This window comes from Arthrobacter sp. BG3, from assembly GCF_056680185.1.
In genome coordinates, this window is record NZ_CM155270.1 from 13,741 (window position 1) to 34,629 (window position 20,889).

General features: G+C 64.6%; 21 protein-coding genes and 5 pseudogenes. 17 read left to right on the top strand and 9 right to left on the bottom strand.

Annotation, left to right across the window (positions count from 1 at the left end):
- Positions 1-35: 35 nt before the first annotated feature.
- Both AC1MFL_RS00085 and AC1MFL_RS00090 read right to left on the bottom strand, forming a co-directional pair.
- Complete coding sequence (locus AC1MFL_RS00085) at positions 36-365, bottom strand: metal-sensitive transcriptional regulator (RefSeq protein WP_479815604.1); 330 nt, start codon at positions 363-365, stop codon at positions 36-38.
- Positions 366-367: 2 nt separating this feature from the next.
- Complete coding sequence (locus tag AC1MFL_RS00090; RefSeq protein WP_479812437.1) at positions 368-682, bottom strand: rhodanese-like domain-containing protein; 315 nt, start codon at positions 680-682, stop codon at positions 368-370.
- Positions 683-822: 140 nt separating this feature from the next.
- Here AC1MFL_RS00090 and trxA point away from each other — a divergent pair, with 140 nt between their 5' ends.
- From trxA to AC1MFL_RS00105, 3 genes are all read left to right on the top strand, one after another.
- The gene (gene trxA, locus AC1MFL_RS00095) at positions 823-1,194 is read left to right on the top strand and encodes a thioredoxin (protein ID WP_479812439.1); all 372 of its coding nucleotides are present in this window, start codon (positions 823-825) and stop codon (positions 1,192-1,194) included.
- 70 nt (positions 1,195-1,264) lie between these two features.
- Positions 1,265-1,735, top strand: a complete 471-nt coding sequence (locus AC1MFL_RS00100; protein ID WP_479812441.1) for an OsmC family protein — start codon at positions 1,265-1,267, stop codon at positions 1,733-1,735.
- A gap of 556 nt (positions 1,736-2,291) precedes the next feature.
- Complete coding sequence (locus tag AC1MFL_RS00105) at positions 2,292-2,858, top strand: MFS transporter (RefSeq protein WP_479812443.1); 567 nt, start codon at positions 2,292-2,294, stop codon at positions 2,856-2,858.
- A gap of 277 nt (positions 2,859-3,135) precedes the next feature.
- Here the strand turns inward: AC1MFL_RS00105 and AC1MFL_RS00110 are convergent, their stop codons facing one another.
- Positions 3,136-4,353, bottom strand: coding sequence for a DDE-type integrase/transposase/recombinase (locus tag AC1MFL_RS00110; RefSeq protein ID WP_479812445.1), 1,218 nt, complete (start codon positions 4,351-4,353; stop codon positions 3,136-3,138).
- 111 nt (positions 4,354-4,464) lie between these two features.
- On the opposite strand from AC1MFL_RS00110, the gene AC1MFL_RS00115 reads away from it, so the two are divergent.
- The 4 genes from AC1MFL_RS00115 (at position 4,465) to AC1MFL_RS00130 (ending at position 6,432) form a co-directional block, all read left to right on the top strand.
- Positions 4,465-4,947, top strand: coding sequence for an MFS transporter (locus AC1MFL_RS00115; RefSeq protein WP_479812446.1), 483 nt, complete (start codon positions 4,465-4,467; stop codon positions 4,945-4,947).
- An 8-nt stretch (positions 4,948-4,955) separates the two neighbouring features.
- Entirely contained in the window at positions 4,956-5,135 is a 180-nt protein-coding gene (locus tag AC1MFL_RS00120; protein WP_479812448.1) for a hypothetical protein, read from the top strand.
- Between the two features lie 5 nt (positions 5,136-5,140).
- Positions 5,141-5,434 carry a hypothetical protein gene (locus AC1MFL_RS00125; protein ID WP_479812450.1) on the top strand — a complete coding sequence of 98 codons (294 nt, stop codon included), beginning with the start codon at positions 5,141-5,143 and terminating at the stop codon, positions 5,432-5,434.
- 497 nt (positions 5,435-5,931) lie between these two features.
- Positions 5,932-6,432 (top strand): hypothetical protein, encoded by a 501-nt coding sequence (locus AC1MFL_RS00130; RefSeq protein ID WP_479812452.1) that lies wholly within the window; start codon positions 5,932-5,934, stop codon positions 6,430-6,432.
- A gap of 118 nt (positions 6,433-6,550) precedes the next feature.
- On the opposite strand, the gene AC1MFL_RS00135 is transcribed toward AC1MFL_RS00130, so the two are convergent.
- Both AC1MFL_RS00135 and lgt read right to left on the bottom strand, forming a co-directional pair.
- Positions 6,551-8,659: a transglycosylase domain-containing protein gene (locus AC1MFL_RS00135; protein ID WP_479812453.1), complete on the bottom strand. Its 2,109-nt coding sequence runs from the start codon at positions 8,657-8,659 to the stop codon at positions 6,551-6,553.
- Positions 8,649-9,611 (bottom strand): prolipoprotein diacylglyceryl transferase, encoded by a 963-nt coding sequence (lgt, locus tag AC1MFL_RS00140; protein ID WP_479812455.1) that lies wholly within the window; start codon positions 9,609-9,611, stop codon positions 8,649-8,651. Before lgt ends, AC1MFL_RS00135 begins: the two co-directional genes overlap by 11 nt.
- A 176-nt stretch (positions 9,612-9,787) precedes the next feature.
- Between lgt and AC1MFL_RS00145 the strand changes: the two genes are divergently transcribed.
- The 4 genes and pseudogenes from AC1MFL_RS00145 to AC1MFL_RS00160 all read left to right on the top strand — a co-directional run bounded on the left by AC1MFL_RS00145 (position 9,788) and on the right by AC1MFL_RS00160 (position 14,013).
- Complete coding sequence (locus AC1MFL_RS00145) at positions 9,788-10,312, top strand: MarR family winged helix-turn-helix transcriptional regulator (RefSeq protein ID WP_479812457.1); 525 nt, start codon at positions 9,788-9,790, stop codon at positions 10,310-10,312.
- Positions 10,313-10,763: 451 nt separating this feature from the next.
- Positions 10,764-11,661: pseudogene (locus tag AC1MFL_RS00150) on the top strand (IS5 family transposase).
- 95 nt (positions 11,662-11,756) lie between these two features.
- A complete protein-coding gene (locus AC1MFL_RS00155; RefSeq protein WP_479811773.1) occupies positions 11,757-12,893 on the top strand; it encodes an IS701 family transposase in 1,137 nt (378 codons plus the stop codon).
- 222 nt (positions 12,894-13,115) lie between these two features.
- Positions 13,116-14,013: pseudogene (locus tag AC1MFL_RS00160) on the top strand (IS5 family transposase).
- A gap of 779 nt (positions 14,014-14,792) precedes the next feature.
- Here the strand turns inward: AC1MFL_RS00160 and AC1MFL_RS00165 are convergent.
- The 3 genes and pseudogenes from AC1MFL_RS00165 to AC1MFL_RS00175 form a co-directional block, all read right to left on the bottom strand.
- A complete protein-coding gene (locus AC1MFL_RS00165; RefSeq protein WP_479812459.1) occupies positions 14,793-14,954 on the bottom strand; it encodes a hypothetical protein in 162 nt (53 codons plus the stop codon).
- Positions 14,955-15,104: 150 nt separating this feature from the next.
- Positions 15,105-15,740: pseudogene (locus AC1MFL_RS00170) on the bottom strand (DsbA family protein).
- Between the two features lie 54 nt (positions 15,741-15,794).
- Positions 15,795-16,128 (bottom strand): annotated as a pseudogene (locus AC1MFL_RS00175) (cation transporter dimerization domain-containing protein); the annotation flags it as partial.
- Positions 16,129-16,293: 165 nt separating this feature from the next.
- Between AC1MFL_RS00175 and AC1MFL_RS00180 the strand changes: the two are divergent.
- From AC1MFL_RS00180 to AC1MFL_RS00205, 6 genes are all read left to right on the top strand, one after another.
- Entirely contained in the window at positions 16,294-17,037 is a 744-nt protein-coding gene (locus AC1MFL_RS00180; RefSeq protein WP_479812461.1) for a GntR family transcriptional regulator, read from the top strand.
- Positions 17,034-17,879 (top strand): sulfite exporter TauE/SafE family protein, encoded by an 846-nt coding sequence (locus AC1MFL_RS00185; protein WP_479812463.1) that lies wholly within the window; start codon positions 17,034-17,036, stop codon positions 17,877-17,879. The genes AC1MFL_RS00180 and AC1MFL_RS00185 overlap by 4 nt, the downstream gene beginning before the upstream one ends.
- Positions 17,876-18,190: a DUF1634 domain-containing protein gene (locus AC1MFL_RS00190; protein WP_479812465.1), complete on the top strand. Its 315-nt coding sequence runs from the start codon at positions 17,876-17,878 to the stop codon at positions 18,188-18,190. Before AC1MFL_RS00185 ends, AC1MFL_RS00190 begins: the two co-directional genes overlap by 4 nt.
- A 512-nt stretch (positions 18,191-18,702) precedes the next feature.
- Complete coding sequence (locus AC1MFL_RS00195; RefSeq protein WP_479812467.1) at positions 18,703-19,092, top strand: hypothetical protein; 390 nt, start codon at positions 18,703-18,705, stop codon at positions 19,090-19,092.
- A 1-nt stretch (position 19,093) separates the two neighbouring features.
- A complete protein-coding gene (locus tag AC1MFL_RS00200; RefSeq protein ID WP_479812469.1) occupies positions 19,094-19,282 on the top strand; it encodes a hypothetical protein in 189 nt (62 codons plus the stop codon).
- A 49-nt stretch (positions 19,283-19,331) separates the two neighbouring features.
- Positions 19,332-19,544, top strand: a complete 213-nt coding sequence (locus tag AC1MFL_RS00205) for a hypothetical protein (RefSeq protein ID WP_479812471.1) — start codon at positions 19,332-19,334, stop codon at positions 19,542-19,544.
- 158 nt (positions 19,545-19,702) lie between these two features.
- On the opposite strand, the pseudogene AC1MFL_RS00210 reads toward AC1MFL_RS00205, so the two are convergent.
- Positions 19,703-20,164, bottom strand: a pseudogene (locus tag AC1MFL_RS00210) (IS110 family transposase); the annotation flags it as partial.
- Between the last annotated feature and the right edge of the window lie 725 nt (positions 20,165-20,889).

Consider the following 20,889-nt stretch of genomic DNA (forward strand, 5'->3'; position numbering starts at 1 on the left):
TGGGCGCCGTTGTCCTGGCACTGGCCGAAGGCGGCCTAGGTCAGGCGCAGGAAGAGCGTGCGGATTTCCTTCAGGGTGGGCCTCTGGGCCGACACTACAGGCTGCACCCCGCCTTCCGGGAGGACGTCCGCTGGCTCGTTGAGGCAGTCGCGCATCGCCGCCGAGATCAGTTCGAATCCAGCCTTGTCCAGGGCACCGCGGACCGCCGACAGCTGGGTGACGACGTTGCGGCAATCTGCCCCGGATTCGACAGCGGCAATCAGCGCAGTGAGCTGCCCCTGAGCGCGCTTGAGGCGGTTGATGGTGCGGCGGCTGCCGGCGTCCGGGTCCGGCTCGAGCTGCGGGAGGCTGACGGTGGAGGACATGCTCACTTGCCGCCCGCCCGGTAGGTGACCGGGTGCCCGTTGCGGTACCACTCGGTGATACCACCCATGACATTCACCGCGTCGTAGCCTTGCCCGGCGAGATGCGCCGTGGCCCTGGAACTGCGGCCGCCGGACGCGCACATCACATAGACAGTCCGCCCGACCGGAACGTCACCGAGGGATTGCTGAAAACCTGAGAGCGGAATGTTCCTCGTTCCCGGGACGCAGGCCTCCGAGTACTCCTCTTCTTCCCTGACGTCGATGATGGAAACATCAGACCCCAGTGCTGCCAGATCGTCCACTGAAATGCTCTTCATGCTGGTGCCCTTTCACGTTGTCCGGCAGCCCGGGCGGGTAGTTACCCTTCCATCATGATACCCCAGGGGGTATTAATGCAAACCGGCGAGGGGCTGGCCTTCCTGTTGCCAGAATACCCCGGGGGGTATAATATTTTCCTATGGCAACCATCGACATTTCTGAAGCGACCTTCAACGACACCATCACCGGCAACGACATCGTCCTGGTGGACTTCTGGGCAGCCTGGTGCGGGCCCTGCCGGATGTTCGCCCCCACGTTCAGCAAAGCATCCGAGAACCACACGGACGTCGTCTTCGCGAAGGTGGACACCGAGGCCGAACCCGGCCTCTCCGCTGCCGCCCGCATCAGCTCCATCCCCACCCTGATGGCCTTCCGCGACGGGATCCTCGTTTTCTCCCAGCCGGGGGCGATGAACGCGGCCGGGCTGGAACAGCTCATCACGGGCATCAAGGCCCTGGACATGGAAGAGGTCCGGGCGAAAGTGGCAGCCGCACCGGCCTCCTCGAAATAAAACGAACCCCCGCCCCGGCCCCCCGGCCGGGGCTTCCCGGGCATGCCCCACCGACGGATCGAGAAACACCTTGAGCAGCGAACCAGTCATCCCAGCCGCCGGCAGCGCAACGGCCACCGGAGGCCCCGCGCCCGGGGGAAGCCAGCCGGTCCGGGTCGCGCACCTGGGCGGCGACCGCTTCGATATCAACATCCGCGGCCACGTCATCCGGACCGACCAGCCGGTCAGCGACGGCGGGGAGGACACCGGCCCCACCCCGACGGAGCTGTTCATCGCGAGCCTCGCCGGCTGCGTCGCATTCTATGCCCGCCGCTACCTGGAACGGCACGCCCTGCCCACCGAGGGCCTGGCCGTGGAGGCCGATTTCCGCATGGGCTCACGCCCCGCACGCGTTGCCCGCATCGAGGTGCGCCTCACCATCCCCGACGGCGTGCCCGCCGAACGGCGCGAGGCCCTGCTCGCCGTCGCCTCCCACTGCACCGTGCACAACTCACTGACATCAGTCCCTGAGATCTCGGTCGCCTTCGCCGGCGACTCCTGACGGCCAAACGCAAACCCCTAAGGTTCAGCGAGCCACGGCTTGGGATGCGGGCGTCGTGCGCGGCGGCAGCGCCACAAGCAGCAGCCCGCGGGGCGCTGACGGAATATTCGTCAGGTTCAAAGTCGAGCGGACCTGCACTGGCCGCGCCGTCAGGCCAGGGTCATTGCGGGAAGGTCATTGCGGGAAAGGACTCAGCGGCGATCCTCGCCACGGCTTGCCCGTTGGTATCCGCGGCTTCTGCCCGGCTGACAGCGCCCTGCAATACGTCCCCGTGCTGCGGGGAACGTATTGCAGGGTCGTATGTCAGGGCAAACTGACCCGGCGGGTCAGGAGCAGGTGCAGCGCCGTTCCACCGGAACGTCGGCCATCACCGAGTCGACATGCTCGCCGCAACCGGCCCAGGTGATTTTTCCACAGTTGTTGCAACAGACTGGACTGCACATTGTGACTCCTCAGGTGGATTGGTTACACAACAAATAATACCCCTGGGGTATTATTTACCAAGTCCTCTGGAGCCCTCTTGCATACCCCAAGGGGTATCTCGGAGACTGTCAGGATGCCACCAATTCCCGGGTCCACAGGACCACGACCCGCCGCGTCCCTGGCCGGCCCCGCCGGCGGCGCCCCGCCTCAACGCAAAGTGCTCTCCGTCCTGGTCGGCGGGCAGATCCTCGGCGGCATCGGCATGGGCGCCACATTGTCCCTCGGTTCCCTGCTCGCGGCACAGCTTTCAGGATCGCCGGCATGGTCCGGCATGGCCGCCACGATGAGCACCCTCGGGGCTGCAATCGCTGCCGTGCCCCTCGCCCGGCTCGCGATCGCCCGGGGACGGCGGATCTCACTCTCCACCGGGGCGCTCATCGCCGGAACCGGGGCCGTCATTGCCATCACGGCGGCGTCGGTGTCGGCCTTTCCCCTGCTGCTGCTTGGACTGGTGCTGCTCGGGGCGGGTTCCGCGGTCAACCTGCAGGCCAGGTTCGCCGCCACCGACCTGGCCCGGCCCGGCACCAGGGCGCGGGATCTCTCCATCGTTGTCTGGTCCACCACCATCGGTGCAGTGCTTGGCCCCAACCCCTTCGGTCCGGGCGAGGCCGTTGGTGCGGTGCTCGGCCTGCCGCCATGACGGGCGCCTTCGCTTTCTCTGTGGCCGCCAAGCTGGCCGCCGCCCTCGTGTACCTGACCGGGCTGCGCCCGGACCCGCTGCTTACTGCGATGTCGCTGCGCGACTCAAGCGTCGAGGCACCCCGGCCGCGGAGTGGAACGCTGATACTGCGCAGCAATGCGGGTGCGCGCTACGCGGTGGCCGCCGTCGCACTCAGCCACGCCACCATGGTGGCGCTGATGTCCATGACACCGGTCCACCTGCGCGAACACGGCGCAAGCCTGCCCGGGGAATCATGTCAAGATGCCCGCCTGGGTTGCTTCGTGGAATCATTTGGTTTTGCCCGGATAGCCGGCTGGGGTTTCGGGCTTTGTTTTGCGACGGTGAGGGTCAGCAGTTCGGCGCAGAGGGCCTGGATCTGACGTTGGATTGCGGCCGGATTCAAGACTTTGTTCTCCCGTCTTAGCCGGGTCTTCACTTCCCGGGCGACGGTGCCAGTGTCGGCCAGGACGCGCTGGAACGGGGTGGCGGGCGTGTCGTATTTCTTGCTGATCTTCGCGCCGGCGCGTACTTTCGCGACGAGTTTCTGCTGCGGCCCGAAGTGGTTGGTCAGCAGCCGCTGAAGCGCCCAGATCCGGTTCAGCAGCTCCAGTTCCCCGGCGGTGTCGTAACGGTGGTAGCCGACGGTTTGGCGGATGATGTGCCAGTTCTTCTGCTCCACATGGGCGCCGTCGTTCTTGTTCCCGGAGCGGGACCTGGTGAACGTGAGTTTCTCCTGCTCGCACCACCAGAGAAGCTCCCAGTTGATGAACTCCGAGCCGTTGTCCGAATCGATGCCGAGGACCGGAAACGGGAACGCGGCGGTGGCGTCCTTGATGGCGGCGAACACCCATTTCTGGGCTTTGTTTTTCACTGACCGGGTTTCCGTCCAGCCGGTCGCGATGTCAGTGATATCAAGGGTGAAACAGAATTCTCCCCTGCTGTTCCCGCCCTCGTGGCCGACGAGATCGATCTCGACGAACCCGGGCACCGCCTCGTCCCACTCGGCCCAGGTCCGCATCGGAATGGAGTCCTTCAGCAGTGTGCCGGGCTTGGTATGGGACCGGCCCCGCGGATCCAGTTTCGCCCGGTCAGCCTTGAGCCTGCGGTCAATCGTGGCCGGTGCGATGCGCAGCAGCAGCGCGGCGGTTCCGGCGTCGATCTGGAGCTCCTGGAACCGGCGAAGGCGCGGCACCAGGTCCGGCAGGGCCGCCGCGAGCAGCCGCCCGCACGGGGTTCCCTGAACCGCCCAGCAGAACCGCAGAGCCTCGATCACCGGCTCTCCGTACAGCGGCGGCCGGGGCGCCCTGGGCCGGGCAACCTTCAACACCAGCGCCCTCCGCAGCGCCTTGCGGGCATGGTCGCGGTGCCAGCCCGTCGTCGCGCACAGTTCATCCAGAACCTGCTTCTTCGCAGCCCGGTCCGACCGCGCATAGCGGGTTGCGACGGTCTTCGTGACAGCCCTGCGTTCACTCATCGAAAGCTCCATAGCCCACAATGCCGAAGCGGCGGACACCGGCCCGGCAGACACACCGCTACGCGGGCATTCTCAAATGATTCTTCGAATACAGCTACGCGGGCATCTTTGATGAGTCAACGCGGCCTGGTTACCGTGGGCTTCACCATTAGTCTGCACATTGCGGGCATGTACGCCCTCTCCCCCGTGTTCGGGTGGTTGGCGGATAAAGTCGGGAGGCTGCGCGTCATAGTCCTGGGCCAGGGCATGCTGCTGGCCTCCCTGATAATCGCCGGGTTCGCGGCGGACTCCCGTACCGGGGTTACGGTCAGCCTCGTTCTGCTCGGGCTCGGATGGTCAGCTTCGGTCGTGGCCGGCTCGGCCATGGTCGCGGAATCCGTCCACATCCAGGACCGGCCCGCCATCCAGGGCATCTCGGACCTCAGCATGAATGCCGCCGGCGCCCTCGGCGGGGCATCGGCGGGCCCGGTTCTTGCCACAATGGGCTATTCCGGACTGGCTTTCCTGGCCATGGCCCTGGTGGCTGTCGTCCTCATCTGGACCGCACGGCACGCCCGCCGCGCAGTGGCGCCCCCACAACCCGTGCTCGGCTAGGACCAGGCATGGATACGGACAAGCGGATCGAGGAAGCAGTGGCGAGCGACAGTGGCCGGCCAAAGGCCGGAGTAAGGCAACAGCTGAGCGGTGACTTCGGTCTGCTGCGACGCTGGAGGCCGGTCCGCAGGGCCGGTGCAGGCGTCGCCGCGGCCGCCGCCGCCGCTGTTGTCGTGTCGTGTCGATGAATGGCATGATGGGCCCAACCGGTGCCGTGTGGTGGAATGCCGTCATTGTCGCGGCCGGCTCGGTTCTGGCCGGCCTGATAATCGGCAGCTACCTTGATGCACCCACCGGTGCCGAAGCCACGGTTTGCGACACCCGATGGCCCTTGATCGGCCTGACCGGACTGGTGATCGCAACATCCACCGGCCAAGGGACGCTGGCAGCCCATCTGTTCACCGGCGGGGATTCAGGCGATGTGTGCACGACCCGCCGGCCGCTCTTTCCCACCAAAACCGGCACCTCGAGTGGTCCTTCCACCTGATGTCAGCGGGCATCACAGCCGGACGTAGGCCCACCCTTCCCACTGCCGCGCCGCCAGGTGCGCGATGGCCGCAGGGACCGAGCCGACACCGGAGGACAGCTCCCCCGGCGCCAGACCCACAGAACGAAGGCTGTTCCCGCACGCAAGGATCCGGATCCCCGGGCGAGGGCGTCGATGACCGGCTTCTCCAGGGTTGAGCCGGCGGCCAACAGAGCCACACCGGGGCCCTGCACCACGACCTCGACCGAAACACCCGGAGGCAGTGCGGCCACCGCGTTGGCCGCGCTGCGGAGATTCCGGCACTGTCGGCCGGCCCCGCGGAATGGACCAGGAGACCGCGTGCAGCTCCCGCGTCCGGGGCATTGTCTGAAGACCCGGTGTTCGGCATGGGAGCTCCTTTATCGACGGCGGGGCGTCAGCCCGGCCACAACATGCAGCAGTTATTCTCTTGCATGCTATGTGAAGGGCGGGAAAGCCCTGTGAATAAAACGAACCGGGTGACTTTGACAGCGGCGCTGTCCCAATCGCGGGCGCGCCGGTGGTTTGCTGCGGCAGCCGCCTCGGCCCTGACATATCTGGTCGTGGCGGTGCCCACCGATCTGAGCGACACACCCTTTTTCAGCCGTGAAATCCCTCCCACGTGGTGGGCGTACCCCGTACTGGGGATCACAGCGGTCCTTACCGGGCTGCTGGCAGCCACGTATCTGGCGCGCGCCCCGGGCGATGAGCTTCAGGGGGAGGGCACCGGAGGCCCGTCACGGTTCGGCGCTGCGGGTGCTGTTGTCTCGTTTTTCGCGGTGGGGTGCCCCGCCTGCAACAAGCTGGCACTGCTGGCATTGGGCACCTCGGGCGCCCTGCAGTACCTCGCACCAATTCAGCCGTTCCTCGCGGCCGCCTCCGTCATCATGCTGGGATGGGCCTTCCTCAAGCGGGCGGTTTCCGAGGACCGGTGCCCGGCGGCCGTTGACCCGGTCTGTTCACTCCGCCCCGGGGGCTGATGCCGGCCGAGGCCGGCGCGCAGCATGTGTCGGCCCTGGCGGCTTGCCGCATGGTGCTGCGGGGCAAGATCCTGCAGATGTCGTTTGTTGATAGCAGGAGGCTGGTGGGGGTCCCTCATCACCTGAGCATGGAAGCTGGCGGCCGGGCAAAGCGTGCGGTGGAGAACTGCGGTGCCGCGGCGTTCATCAGGCGTCCCCATTGGCCGCCGGCAATGTCGGCGCCGTCAACGGCGGCATAGTACTTTCCGTTGATGGTGACGTTCTGGTTGACCCAGCGGGGCCCGATGCCCTGGTAACTGCCGAACCACGATGCCGTGGAGATGCCCGAGGTGGCCCCGACGGTCCAGGTCATGGTGTTTCCGTCGGTGGTGCCGGTCTTGGCGAAGATGTCATAGCTCTTGTTGACCGGAATGTTGTAGCCGGAGCCCCGGGTCAGCACGTTTTTCAGGGCGTAGGTGACTCCGGCGGCGACATCAGGGTCAACGGCCTGCCGGCAGTCCGCCCCGGGCACTGGGTAGGTCCGGCCGTGCGGGCCGGTGACCGAGTCCAGAACAACCGGGTCGCAATGCACTCCGTTTGCCGCGAAGGTGGCGTAGGCGTTGGCCATGGACAGCGGAGCGACGTCCTGGGTGCCGATCAGATTCGCGATGCTGGACAGGTCGTAGGGCAGGTTGGTGTGTCCGTTCGCGACTCCTGCCGCCGTCGCCATTTTCTGGATGTTGCAGAAATCCAGCCGGGCAGCGGACTGGAACGTGATGGTGTTGATCGACTGGTACAAGCCCTGCAAGACACTCATCCGGTAGTAATGGTTGGGGTCATCGTTCGGCAGCGGAATCTGGCCGAGTGCCGGGTCGTAGGATCCGGTGGTAACACCGCAGGAGTTTTTCCAGGGATATCCGGCTCTATAGACGCGGACCGATCCGTCCAGTGGGGTGGCCATTGATTTTCCGGAATTGAGCCATTCCGCAAAAATGAACGGCTTCATGGTGGAGCCGATCTGGAATCCGCCGGCGCCGTCGAGCGGCTGGCCGTTAGCGTCTTTCTCGGGCAGGGCGAAGTTGCCCATATAGTCTCCCGGCGCCGTGGCGGGGTTGTAGACGGTGTTCTGCGCCATGGTCAGAACCTTGCCGGTGCCGGGCTGGACGCTGACCAGCGAGGAGCCGCGCTGCAGGGGATCCGCGGCGGGCATGGAGGCGTTGACCTGCTCCTGGGCTACCTTTTGGAGCGTCGGGTCAAGTGTTGTGTGGATGGTGAGCCCACCCAGATACAGAAGTTTCTTGCGGGCTGTTTCGTCGGCCCCTAAGCCCGGGTCGTTGAGGATCAGCCGCTGGACGTAGTCGCAGAAATACGGTGCCGTGACCGCCCCGAAGCAGCCCTGGCTGCTCGGATGGACGTTCAGTCCGATGGGCGCTTTTACGGCGGCGTCATGCTCGGGAGCGGTTATATGTCCTTGTTGGAGCATCTTGTCCAGGACTTCGTTCCTGCGGGCCACTACATGATCCGGTTCGGTGAGGGGATCGTAGTAGACGGGGCTGTTCACGACCCCGGCGAGGGCTGCGGCGTCAGGCAGGGTCAATGCGCTGGCAGGGACGTTGAAGTATTCTTCGGCGGCTGCGTCGATGCCGTAGGCGCCGTTGCCGAAATAGACGATGTTCAGGTAACCCTGGAGGATCTGGTCCTTGGAGTACTTCGTCTCCAGGGCAATGGCTAGCTTCATTTCCCGCAGCTTGTCGCCGATGGTTTTTGAGTAGCCGAGTTTGACCTGGTCGCTTTTGCCCTGGGTGACGAGGGATTCGATGATCATGTTGTTCACGTACTGCTGGGTGATGGTGGAGGCGCCCTGGCGTCCGCCCTGGGCGGTCGCCACGAGTGCCCTTAGAATCCCTGTGGTGTCGATTCCGCCGTGCTGGTAGAAGCGTGCGTCCTCGATGGAGACGATCCCGTCCCGGATGAACGGGGACATCTTCTCCAGTGCGACGGGTACGCGGTTTTCCGCGTAAAAGGAAGCGATCACCGTCCCGTCGCTGGCCAGCACGGTCGAGGATTGCGGTGGTGCATTCACGTCAAGGTCGTCAGGCAGCCGGTCAAACATGCCGATGGAATTGCTGAGGGCCGTTCCCGCCATGGCGGTCGCCGGGAGGAACAGTCCGGCCACCAGCACGCCGCAGAGCGCGCCCGCAACAACGAAGTAAAGTATCTTCCCCCATCGCGAGTCCTTACGTAGCATCCGTGTGTTCCTTCGATGCGCGCCCGGATTCCGGCCGCGAGCCGGACGTCGGGGGTTGCCGGACGGCGTCGATGTCAGCGTCTGCGGTGAAGTCGGAGGCGACCGCATCCGGGATTGCGACCGAGCGTCCGCGGCGGAACAACAGCACAAATCCGGCTGCGCCTGCCAGGAAGATCAGCGCCGCCACCCAGGTGTTCACCCGAAGCCCCAGGATCAGGTTGGCGTAGTCCGAGCGCATCAGTTCAAAAGCGAACCGCCCGGCCGTGTAGCCGGTGACATAGAGAGCGAAAACGCTTCCGGCTCCGAGGCTGAAACGCCGGTCGAGGTAGAGGATCAGGAAGCCGACCGCTACGCACCAGAGGGACTCATAGAGGAACGTGGGCTGGAAATAGCCGAGCACGACCGGAGCGCCGGAGGAATCGGTGAGCGCAGACCCGGTGGCGTAGTCCATCTGGTGGATCTGAAGTTTCCACGGCAGTGCGGTCGGATCCCCGTAGAGCTCGTTATTAAACCAGTTTCCCCACCGGCCCAGAGCCTGGGCAAAGAGCACGCCCGGTGCCACCACATCCAGGAAAGCAACGAGCGACACGTTCGCCCTGCGGCAGCCGATCCATGCACCCAAACATCCCAAGGCGATCGCACCCCAGATACCCAGCCCGCCATCCCAGATGGCGAACGCATTCCAGGGATTCGCGCCGGGAACGAAGTACAGCTCGGGATCGGTCACCACATGGTAAATCCGGCCGCCGACAATCCCTGCAGGGATGGCCCACAGGCAGATATCCATGACCTGCCCGGCGTGGCCGCCGCGGGCCGCCCAGCGGCGGGACCCCAGCCAGACAGACAACGCGATGCCGGCCATGATGCAGAGGGCGTAGAAGTGGACGGACAGCGGGCCCACATGAATGGCACTGACGGTGGGTGATGGAATGAAGGAATCACTGGCAGTCATAGCGGAGAGGCATCCTGTCTGGAAGGTGTCGTGACGCGGCCGCGCACTTGCAGCCCCTGGTCCCGGCCGGACGTCCTACCGGGCCGTGTTGGGCCCCATGAAGGGCCTTGTACGGGAGAGATTAGTTCTGCCACAGAACTATTCTATAGGTGGGTGTATCGGGATAGGCTGAGATCATGAAAACGGCCGAGGGACCTGCGCTGGAATCCGGGCCGGCCCAGGCCCGTGCCGACGCGTGGTCTTTGACCGGCGCGATCACCCGTCTGCGCCGGGTTCTGCGTTCGAGCGTGCGGCAAGAATTTCCGTGGGAATCACTGCCCATGGCCCAGGTCGAGGTCCTGCAACGTCTGGCTGATGAACCGGGTCTGGGCGTCAGCGGACTCGCGTCGCGTCAGCGCCTGGCCACCAACACGGTAAGCAACCTCGTCCAGCAAATGGCGACGTCGGGACTGGTGGAACGCCTGACCCGCCCGGGCGACCGGCGGTCTGTAAGCCTCAGCCTGACGGATAAGGGAACCGAGGTGCTCAGCGCGTGGCAGGCGGCGAACGACCAACGTCTCGGACAGGCCCTGCAACGGCTGCCGGAGGCCTATCAGAGGGCCATCGAAAGCGCGGTCCCCGCCCTGGCCGCCCTTGCCGCCCTGCTGGAATCAGATGATCAGATCCGGGACGACGGTCCAGGAACAGAACCGGCAGCATGACAGTCCAGACCAGGGAGACCCGGCTCAGGTCGCCGATTCCCCTTACGCTCCTGCGCTGACATTCGGCGGGGCCGGCAGGTCTGCAGCCGTTCCTGTTGACATACGGCGGCTTCCGCATCGGCCGGGACTCCACTACGATTGCGATTCGTCTATCCGCGTCCAAAGCGCGCTGGAGGCCCCGGGGGCACTGGCGATCTCCGATGTTTCCGCCACTGCGGGAGAGTGAATTCGTGGAGGCCCAGCACCACTCCCGCCGACATATCGCCAAATTCACCCGGGCTCGCCATCCTGATAGTGCCTAGGCATAGTTTCAGGGAATGCGTGGGCGTAGGCCGCGCCGTAGCGCGGCGGTGTGCCGAATAAACAGAGGCCCCTGGCCCGTCCGGGCCGATTCCTGGCGGCTAGGGCGTGTCTCCCAATTGGGTCTCGTCTGCTTTGGCATGCTTGAATCATGTCGCGTACTGCCGTCCTGACCGATGCCCAATGGGAGCGGATTGAATCCTTGATGCCCAGCTCCGACGGGAGCCGTGGGAGACCGTTTCAAAACCACCGGCTGATCGTTGAAGGCATCATCTACCGTTTCCGGGCGGGAATTCCCTGGCGCGACCTGCCGGAGACCTTCGGCCCGTGGCAGACAGTCTGGAAACGCCACCGCCGCTTCAGTGGCGACGGAACCTGGGACAAAATCCACTCCCGGATCCTGGCGGAGGCCGACGCGGCCGGGATGATCGACTGGGAAGTCTCCGTGGACTCCACGGTCAACCGGGCCCACCAGCACGCCACGAACCTCACCCGCCACACAGGGGGACCTGTCGAATTACATGAATCTGTTAGAGGAACCGCCTGACCACGGGATCGGCAGGTCCCGCGGCGGGCTGACAACGAAGATCCATCACCTCTGCGACGGCAAGATGCGCCCGCTGGTCATGCTGCTCGGTCCCGGGCAGGGCGGGGACTCCCCAATGTTCCCGCACCTGCTGGACTCCCTCAGCGTTCCCCGGCTGGGTCCGGGCCGGGCCCGTTCCCGCCCGGCCCGGGCCCTGGCGGATAAGGCGTACTCCTCAAAGGCCAACCGGGATCTTCTGCGCCGGCGCGGCATCCAGGCGGTGATCCCGGAACGCTCCGATCAGGAAGCGAACCGCAAACGCCGCGGCAGCAAAGGCGGCAGACCAGTAGGGCTGGACACGGAAGCCTACAAGCGACGAAACGTCGTCGAACGGTCCTTCAACATCTTCAAGCAATGGCGCGGACTCGCCACCCGGTACGACAAGCTCGCCCTGACCTACCGCGGCGGAGTCGTCCTCCGCGCCATCACCATCTGGCTCAAGGAATTAGGAGACATGCCCTAGTACTACAGTTGCGTTTAATTTTGGCTGTATCGGCGGTTTAACCGGACTTTCCGCTCGCGGCCTGTTAATCGTTGGTGGTGAGTGATGATATTTGTGTGGCGGACGTAGAAGAGTGGGCCGAAGGTCTGGAAGAAATCGGCGATCTGATTGGGCACCGGTTTGCCCGGTCCGAACCGCGGCGAAACGCTGTGGGGTATGTGCGAGGGCTGCTGTCGGACGAGGAACGCAAGAACTCCTGGACCCTGTCCGAACGCGCCGGGCACGGCACCCCGGATGGCATGCAACGCCTGCTCTCGACCACCGACTGGGACCCGGACGCCGTGCGGGATGACCTGTATGCCTACGTCAACCGCCACCTGGGCGATCCGGACGGGATCCTGATCATTGACGAGACCGGATTCCTCAAGAAGGGTGCCGCCTCAGCCGGGGTCGCACGCCAGTATTCGGGCACCGCCGGGCGCGTGGAGAACTGCCAGATCGGGGTGTTCCTGACGTACTCCGCCCCGGCTGGGCGCACCCTGCTGGACCGGGAACTCTACCTGCCTAAAGCCTGGGCCGATGACCGGGAAAGATGCGCCCGGGCCGGGATCCCCAAAACCCGGGAATTCGCCACGAAACCGGTACTGGCAGCGGACATGATCGACCGCGCCCTGGATGCCGGGATCCCTGCCCGCTGGGCCACCGGGGACGCGGTCTACGGGCAGCACACGGGGCTGCGCCGCCGTCTGGAAGCCAAGGGGTTGCACTACGTGCTGGCGATTCCCATGAACCAGAACGTCATCGCCCCCACCACCGGGATCGGCGAGCAATGGCGCGCCGATAGGCTCATCGCCTCGCTGCGCGCCAATGCCTGGCGGACCCGGACGGCCGGGGCCGGGACCAAGGGCGACCGCCGGTATTCCTGGGCACGCACCCGCATCAACGGACCCGCCGAAACAGGGGAACACTGGCTATTGGCCCGCCGCTCCCTGAAAGACCCCTCCGATCTGGCTTACTACATCTGCCATGGCCCGAACCGGGTCTCGCTGGCCGAGCTGGTGAGGATCGCCGGCGCCCGCTGGGCCATCGAGGAAACCTTCCAAACCTCCAAAGGGGAAACCGGACTGGACCACTACCAAGTGCGCCAATACACCGGCTGGTACCGCCACATCACCCTCTCCATGTTCGCCCAGGCCTTCCTGACTGTGGTCCGCTCCAAAAAAGGGGCCCTGCCGCCGGAGACATGGAACTGATCCGGCTCTCGCTGCCCGAAATCAGGCGGCTGCTCGTCCGGCTCGTCTGGCACCGCACCACCAGTCCAAAGCGCGTCCTGGAACACTCAACCTGGCGACGAAAACACCAACACCGCGCACGACATAGTCATTACAAAGCCCGCGGACATACCCCATAAACGCGACTGTAGTACTAGGGCGTGTCTCCCAATTGGGTCTCGTCTGCTTTGGCATGCTTGAATCATGTCGCGTACTGCCGTCCTGACCGATGCCCAATGGGAGCGGATTGAATCCTTGATGCCCAGCTCCGACGGGAGCCGTGGGAGACCGTTTCAAAACCACCGGCTGATCGTTGAAGGCATCATCTACCGTTTCCGGGCGGGAATTCCCTGGCGCGACCTGCCGGAGACCTTCGGCCCGTGGCAGACAGTCTGGAAACGCCACCGCCGCTTCAGTGGCGACGGAACCTGGGACAAAATCCACTCCCGGATCCTGGCGGAGGCCGACGCGGCCGGGATGATCGACTGGGAAGTCTCCGTGGACTCCACGGTCAACCGGGCCCACCAGCACGCCACGAACCTCACCCGCCACACAGGGGGACCTGTCGAATTACATGAATCTGTTAGAGGAACCGCCTGACCACGGGATCGGCAGGTCCCGCGGCGGGCTGACAACGAAGATCCATCACCTCTGCGACGGCAAGATGCGCCCGCTGGTCATGCTGCTCGGTCCCGGGCAGGGCGGGGACTCCCCAATGTTCCCGCACCTGCTGGACTCCCTCAGCGTTCCCCGGCTGGGTCCGGGCCGGGCCCGTTCCCGCCCGGCCCGGGCCCTGGCGGATAAGGCGTACTCCTCAAAGGCCAACCGGGATCTTCTGCGCCGGCGCGGCATCCAGGCGGTGATCCCGGAACGCTCCGATCAGGAAGCGAACCGCAAACGCCGCGGCAGCAAAGGCGGCAGACCAGTAGGGCTGGACACGGAAGCCTACAAGCGACGAAACGTCGTCGAACGGTCCTTCAACATCTTCAAGCAATGGCGCGGACTCGCCACCCGGTACGACAAGCTCGCCCTGACCTACCGCGGCGGAGTCGTCCTCCGCGCCATCACCATCTGGCTCAAGGAATTAGGAGACATGCCCTAGGGGCCTTTGTTGATTCCGTGCTGGAAAATGGCCACCCCCAAAAAATAGTTACCCCGGGCCACTTCCTAGAAGACACGCTAGCCCTGCCCCATGGCCACGGCAACTACCCGCGCTGAATTTGAGAAACCTCTGCATAACTGCGTGGTTTGCGGCGGTCCCCCGTGAAGCCCGTCCTCGCGGAAGCAACGGTGGCCCAACGAGGAGGGCGGTCACGGCGAAGAAAGCCATCGCCTATCCGGGCGCATCGTGGCCCCCGCGCGCATTCCGCCGGCCGTCGTCGGATGCCCTCTCGTGATCGCCCGCTGCCAGAACCCAGGACTCGAGGCCGCACACCACGCTGCCGCCAGCGCCGTACCTGCTCCTTATCCCTCCCTGGCCCTGCCCGCAGAAAGCGGATATCGCGTGGGTCTCGGCTGACGCCCCCCAATGCCGTTCCGGTGAAGTGTCCGAAGGTGGAGGCGCGGCGGACGGGCTCCGGCGCCAAGCAGCCGAGGCACCCTAAACCCGGGGCGCCCTCGCCGGGCGAACGGAGGCCGCGCCTCCCAGCCAGCGGACTAGAGACGTCAGGCCTGCATGAACGACCCCGAACCCGTCATGCGACAGCTCGTCCGCGCCTTCATCGACCCGGAGAACGGCTGTCGCGGCTGTGTGCAGACGAGGTTCCGGGGCCGGCCCGGCGGGCACGGCTTCGGACAGGACGGAGAACGCCGTGTGCAGCATCCAGTGTCCGGCGGCGAGAATCCCGGCCGGCGCCGTGGCCGTCATTTTCCACCTGGTTACTAGGACGAGCCGAGCAGAACCAGGACCGTACCGTCAGCCATTATGGGCGTTGGCGGGAGCTTCCCGCCGGCCAGCGTGTGGGCCTCGGTGGCAAGGGCGAGAATGACCGCCGCGACCGCGGCGCTGCGCGGCAGCCGGAACGGCGCAGGGTCTCCAATCATCGTGCTCCGCTCCTTTCCTTTGCGGCGGGTGCTTATCGAGGTTAGTGGATCCGGGGATGTGGAGCTGTGGGGCGGCCGGCCGCCCCGGGCCGGTCCGCCACGGGCTGGTCCGCCACGGCTGGAGCTAGTGGTCGGAAGTCTTCAGGGCGTCTATTTGGCGGCGTCGGTGAGTTTCTGCCGAGAGTCCGCCTCGGTACTGAGTGCCAGCTTTTGGCCGTTGAGGCAGAAGGTCGGGGTGCCGGTCACTCCGAGCGCGTTCCCGTCGGCGACGTCTTCGCGGATCCTGTCGATGGTTTCTTCGCCCGCTACTGCGGGGTCGTACTTGGCCAGGTCAAGTCCCAGTTCCTGCGCGTAAGTTCTGAACAGAGGTGCCGGGGAGTCCTGCTTTTCGCCCCATTGCGGCTGGGTGGCGAACATTTTGGCCTAAATCTGCTCGTACTGGCCCTGCTGAGCGGCGGCTTCCACGGCCAGGGCCGCGGTGCCGGAGTTCCGCTGTCCGGGAAGGGGGAAGTAGCGGTTGACGAAGGTGATCCGGTCACCGAAGTCTTTTTTCAGTTCCTCCACGAGCGGCTGCACTGCCCGGCAGGACTCACATTTGACGTCCAGGAACGCGACCAGCTGGGCCTTCTCCGTGGCCGGCGTGACGACACGGTGACTGTCCTCCCGGACCAGCTGCGCATCGAGGGCCGGCTGCGGTGCCGCCGGCGCGGGTTTGTTCGCGGTAAATACCGCGTACCAGATCACCCCGGCTACGACGATAACTCCCGGGACGATCCAGAGGACCAGACGAACCTTTTACGCGGGGTCCGGTGGTGCGGGGGGCGGTCCTGGTTTGTGTAATCAGTGGCGGATGCTTTCCTGGTCACGGTGGGCTGGTTCGATCTGGAAGGTGGAGTGTTCGACGCTGACGTCGAAATGTTCGGCCACGCAGTGCTGCAGGTCCACCAGGTGGCAGCGGCGTGGCCGTCGGTCATGCAGATGTCTTCGACGGTGCCGTGTGGGCAGAAAGGACGGCTGTGCCCGAGCCGACCAATGAGGCGTGGAAGTCATGGACGTCGATGACATGCGGCACCCCAAGGATGTGCCCGCGGACATCGGCCATGATGATGGCGGCCGCGATGACGGCCACGGTGCCGAGGGCGTCGTTGAGCACCTCCAGGAAGGCGGCCTTCATTAATTCGATAGCTAAATTCTTCACCGCGCCGTGTTGGAGTGAGCTGCGGTCCGTTCACTACGCGCCAACGAGGCGAACCAGGTGGATGGTTCAACGCATGGCTCGTTGTTTCCACACTGGTCGGCGGCGGAGAAGCTTTTTCGCGCAGGGTATTATAATAATATGATGTCGGATCGTAAGCTTCCTCTTTATGTTCAGGTTGAGGATGCTTTGGCTGCCCGTGTGGAAGGTGGTCTGCATCCCGGCGAACGGATTGGGACCGAAGACGACTTGATCCGTGAGTTCAGCGTGAGTCGGATCACGGTGCGGCGGGCTGTGCAGAACCTGGCTGCCCGCGGGTTGGTGGTCACCAAACCCGGCCGCGGGACGTATGTTGCAGCGCCCCAAATCCGCCAGCCCCTAACAGAACTCAGCGGCTTCGTGGAGGATATGGAAGCCCATGGGCTCGAGGCCACCGCCCGTGTGGTCACGGTCCGGGATATCTCCGCCCCGCAGGAGGTCCGGGCGGCGCTGGACCTGCCCTTGGGATCAGTGGTGACGTTCATCGAACGCGTACGCCTGGCGAACGGGTATCCGGTCTCTTTCGACCGCACTTACCTGATCCCCGAACTGGGCCACCTGGTGGCTCAGGACGATCTGGAGCATGAACCGATCTTCACTCTGCTGGAACAGCGTCACAGCACACCGTTAATTGAAGCGTCATATGCCCTGCAGGCCGTGGCAGCCGACGCTGACGTGGCAGAGGCGCTGGAAATGTCCATCGGTAGCCCCATCTTCCGTATCGAACGCACAACTTACACCCAAGGGCAACGGCCCGTCGACTACGAAGTGCTGCACTACCGGGGTGAAGCAATCACGTTCACCACCCGCCTGCTTCGCAATCCCCAATCAGCGGAGGCCGGTCAGTGAGCCCGGATCAATTCCTTTTCCTGCTTGGGACAGCCTTGGCAGCCGGTGCATTGGGCAGCGCGCTCGGGATGGCCGGTGGCATCTTCGTTGTTCCGGTTTTGACGCTGTTCGCCGGGACACCCTTCTCTGTTGCGGTCGCAGTGAGCCTCATCTCGGTGATCGCCAGCTCTTGTGCCAGTGCACCACAATTCCTCGCTGCCGGACTCACAAATCTGAGGCTCGCTGTAATATTGGAGGTCGCTACGACACTCGGTGCACTGGCCGGAGTTCTCATGATCGGCATAGTGCATGACCAAATCCTTTACGGCATCTTCGCGGTAGTACTACTGGTCTCGGCCGTACAAATGATGACTGGCCGACGCGGCCGCGCCCCTCTTGCCGAAGATCGCATCGGCAAGAGACTGCGCCTCGACTCCTCCTACATTGAACGCGATGGGTCTACGGTTACCTACGCAGTCTCCCGACTGCCGATAGGACTCTCACTTATGTTTGGGGCGGGGTTGCTCTCGGCGCTGTTGGGCATCGGCAGCGGCGTGCTGAAAATCCCTGCCATGGACGCCGCGATGCGCCTGCCCATCAAGGTTTCCTCGGCCACGGCAAACCTCACGATCGGCGTGACGGCCTGCGGAACAGCGGCCGCCTACCTGATAGCCGGGAACGTGGACCTTATTCTCACCATCCCCATCGTCCTGGGCTCGGTCGCAGGCTCCATCGTCGGAGCCCGCATTCTGGTCAGAATTGCCGGCCCCGGCCTACGCATTGTTTTCACACTCGTGCTCCTTGCCTTGGCCGTCCCTATGACAATGAACGCTCTCGGGGCGCAGTTGGGTGGCATGCCGTGACGGACTCTGTATCCACCGGCGCCCAAGACCGGCTTCTTTCGCACCGTATCGAGGTCCTGATGCGCTGGGGAACTCTGATGGCCTCGGTCCTTTTTATCGGCGGAGCACTCCTGGCATGGGGTGGCGTGGCCTCAGCCTCATCCGCGGTGGTCATCGCAGGCTGTGCTGCCCTCATCCTCCTGCCGTTCCTCCGCCTCATCCTCATGCTCATGGACTTTGCCCGACGCACCGATATTCCCTACGTGGGCGTCGTCATCCTGGTCATCATCGTCATCCTCGCCGCCGCAACGACCGGAATATCCCTCCAATAAGGAGCATCTAGACCCTGAGCCAGAACGGTTCAAGAACGACGGTTTGTGCAGGCGACTATGAAGCGGAATGCAGTTTCGTGCAGGGGACTTCGCCGTCAACTTTCTCCAAGGCGGGGTCAGTGTCTCGAAAAGCTGTTGTTTTCTGGGGCATCCAAGAGATCGGACATCGTAAGCAATTTAGGTTGCTGTTAGCGCGCCCCTCACAGCGCATTTCACCGTGCGCTTCTTACCTCTGTTGCCCGCTTCAGGCTCAGACCGGGCCGCGGTGGATGCAGGAGCGTGCGGGACCGGTCTACGGGCGCATACTAGCCGGACGCAGGCCAAGACTTACCGCAACGAGTTCCGCAGACGTAAATGCATCCCTGTTCTCGGCCAGTAGGTCGGCTGGCGTGCGACCCGTCTCGCCTCAAGCGCTGCGATTAGCGCGGCCCCGCGCCTCCACGCTGCGGGAGTAACATGCCAAGGACGGCACCAAAGACGGCTGCCGTCCCAAGGTTCCTATCCGAAGAACGGTGGGTTTCCGGAACATTGAAGGGGATGCCCTCGGTAACATTGCCTCCGGGATGGCGCTGCGCGGCGGCGAGTTCGTCTTCGGAGCCAAGGGCCTGCGGCTGACGCGGGACAACTCGGTTGAGAACATCACCGTGCGCACCTCAGAGCATGAGCTCGCCATCTACAACGACCCCACTGTGGAGGATCTCGGCACACCGCGGCTCAAGAACGTGACCAGCTACGGGCAGGTCTACCTCAGTGCCGAGGGCAACACCCGGGCCGGCCGCGTCGGGGCCGACGGTGCACGTCGCCGATGCGGACACCAGAGGCCGGTCGGACCGGCCCACCGGTTTCGGGGTGGATGCGATGCAGGGGGCGTTCGCTCTCTGGAACCGGCAGCCCGACGCTGACGTGGTCCTCACCGCACTGCTGGAAAACATCTCCGCGGGCTGTGCAGAGACCCCGGTGTGTGGCTGCGGCGTGTTCGTCGGCGGTCATGGCGACCAGACGGGCAAGGCCGCCGGTGGTACGGTCGCCGTCGAACTGCTCTCCACCGGGGACGTCTTCTCCGACGGCGGCATCGCCCCGGGCACCCCCTGACCTGATCAGCGGCGGTGTCTTCATCATCAGCGGCGCCCACGCCGCGAACGTGGTGAATCTGGGCACCACCACCACGTTCGGCCAAAACGACATGGTGCTGGACAACTGGGGCGCCGTGGAGAACTGGACGGCCAAGGTCACCTCGCACGCGCCCAGCGGCTTAGGCTTCGTCGACTTCGGCGACATCGGCGTGCTCACCGTGGAGGCCCCCATTGAGACCACGGGACTGGGTGCCCGCGGATTCAATGTTTACGACGGCTAGCTGCGCGAGGCCGTGTTCGACTCGATCACCACGCACGGGGACGGGTCCGTGGATGTGCAGGTGAGCCGCGACCTGCCCAAATTGACCATCAAGGGCAGCCTGTCCACCTCCGGAGGCACCGGCGAAAGCCTGGTCAAAGGCGTCCTACTGCCCCTCTCGGCATCGCCCTCAGCGTGGAGCCCACCGGGCGCATTGGCTCCGTTGACGTAGGGGTGGACATAGCAAAGCGCGGCTTTGGATCGGCTGTAATCAAAGGCCCGCTCCAGCGCGGGGAAGTATTCGAGCAGTTGGGCCTGAGCCAGTTGATCGCCCGGACCCGGTCGGCGGATTTGTCAGCCCGTCGGGCGGTGAGAATCCGCAGCCCGGTGCTTGTCTCGTCCCCCGCCCGCAGCGGTTGCAGGTCCTTGCGCATTCTGGCTTGGTCGGCGATGACGGCAGCGTCTTTGGCATCTGTTTTGCCATCGCCGCGATAAAGCCTGGAGGCGTTGTGCACTATACGGCCGGGGATGCAGTGGATGTTCTGACCGTGGCCGACGAGCAGCGCGATCAAGCAACGCCGGTCCGCCGCGATTGAGGTCGGTCGCCCAGACGACCTGATCCTCGTCTGCTAGCTCCAGAACAAAGCGATAACCGGCACTAAGCGGTTTGTTCCGGTACTCCGCCTAGCCGGGGTAGGGGCTTGCGGTCCTGCGCGGGCAGTTCCGCGGCCGCGTCGAGGAGGTTTGACCGGGCCGTCGGACCGGCCGGAGGCAACCGGCGCGCTATCAGGGTAAAGGGGAAGCCCCATCAGCAATGCTGGAGGGGCTTCGACTTTTGATTCCGTTATGACGAACATCATCTCCCGAACTTGCGGGAAACCGGCGCTTCCTGTCTCGTCATCGACAAGCCACCCTGGATCAGGTCCATGGTGCGTTCCGGGTTTCCCCTTGTGTTCGTTCCCGTCCTTCTTTCGAAGAACGTATAACCATTAATACGCTCAGTCTTCCGGTGCTGCAAGAGCCAAATTTCACAATCATGGCGGCCCTTCCGGCGTGGTCATCGTGCCTCACGCGGCGGCCGGGAGTCCTCTCGGGAAGCCGGACTGACGGCACCGCTACCGGCGTTTGACTGGCGAAAAACACAGTAATATCCTTGCCTGGGCGCCCCGATGTATCCCCCAATAACATCGGGGCGCTTCTACGCCCTCATGCCTCCAACTATCCAGGCAACTCTCCTCGTCACTCATCGAAGTGGACCCGGATCTCGGTGCCGGCAGCCATCGGGGCGATGACGGAAGCCGCAACCTCTCTGAGCTTGATGTGCCGGGCGTTCGATGCCTCCCGGAGGATCCGAACGCATCATCCTG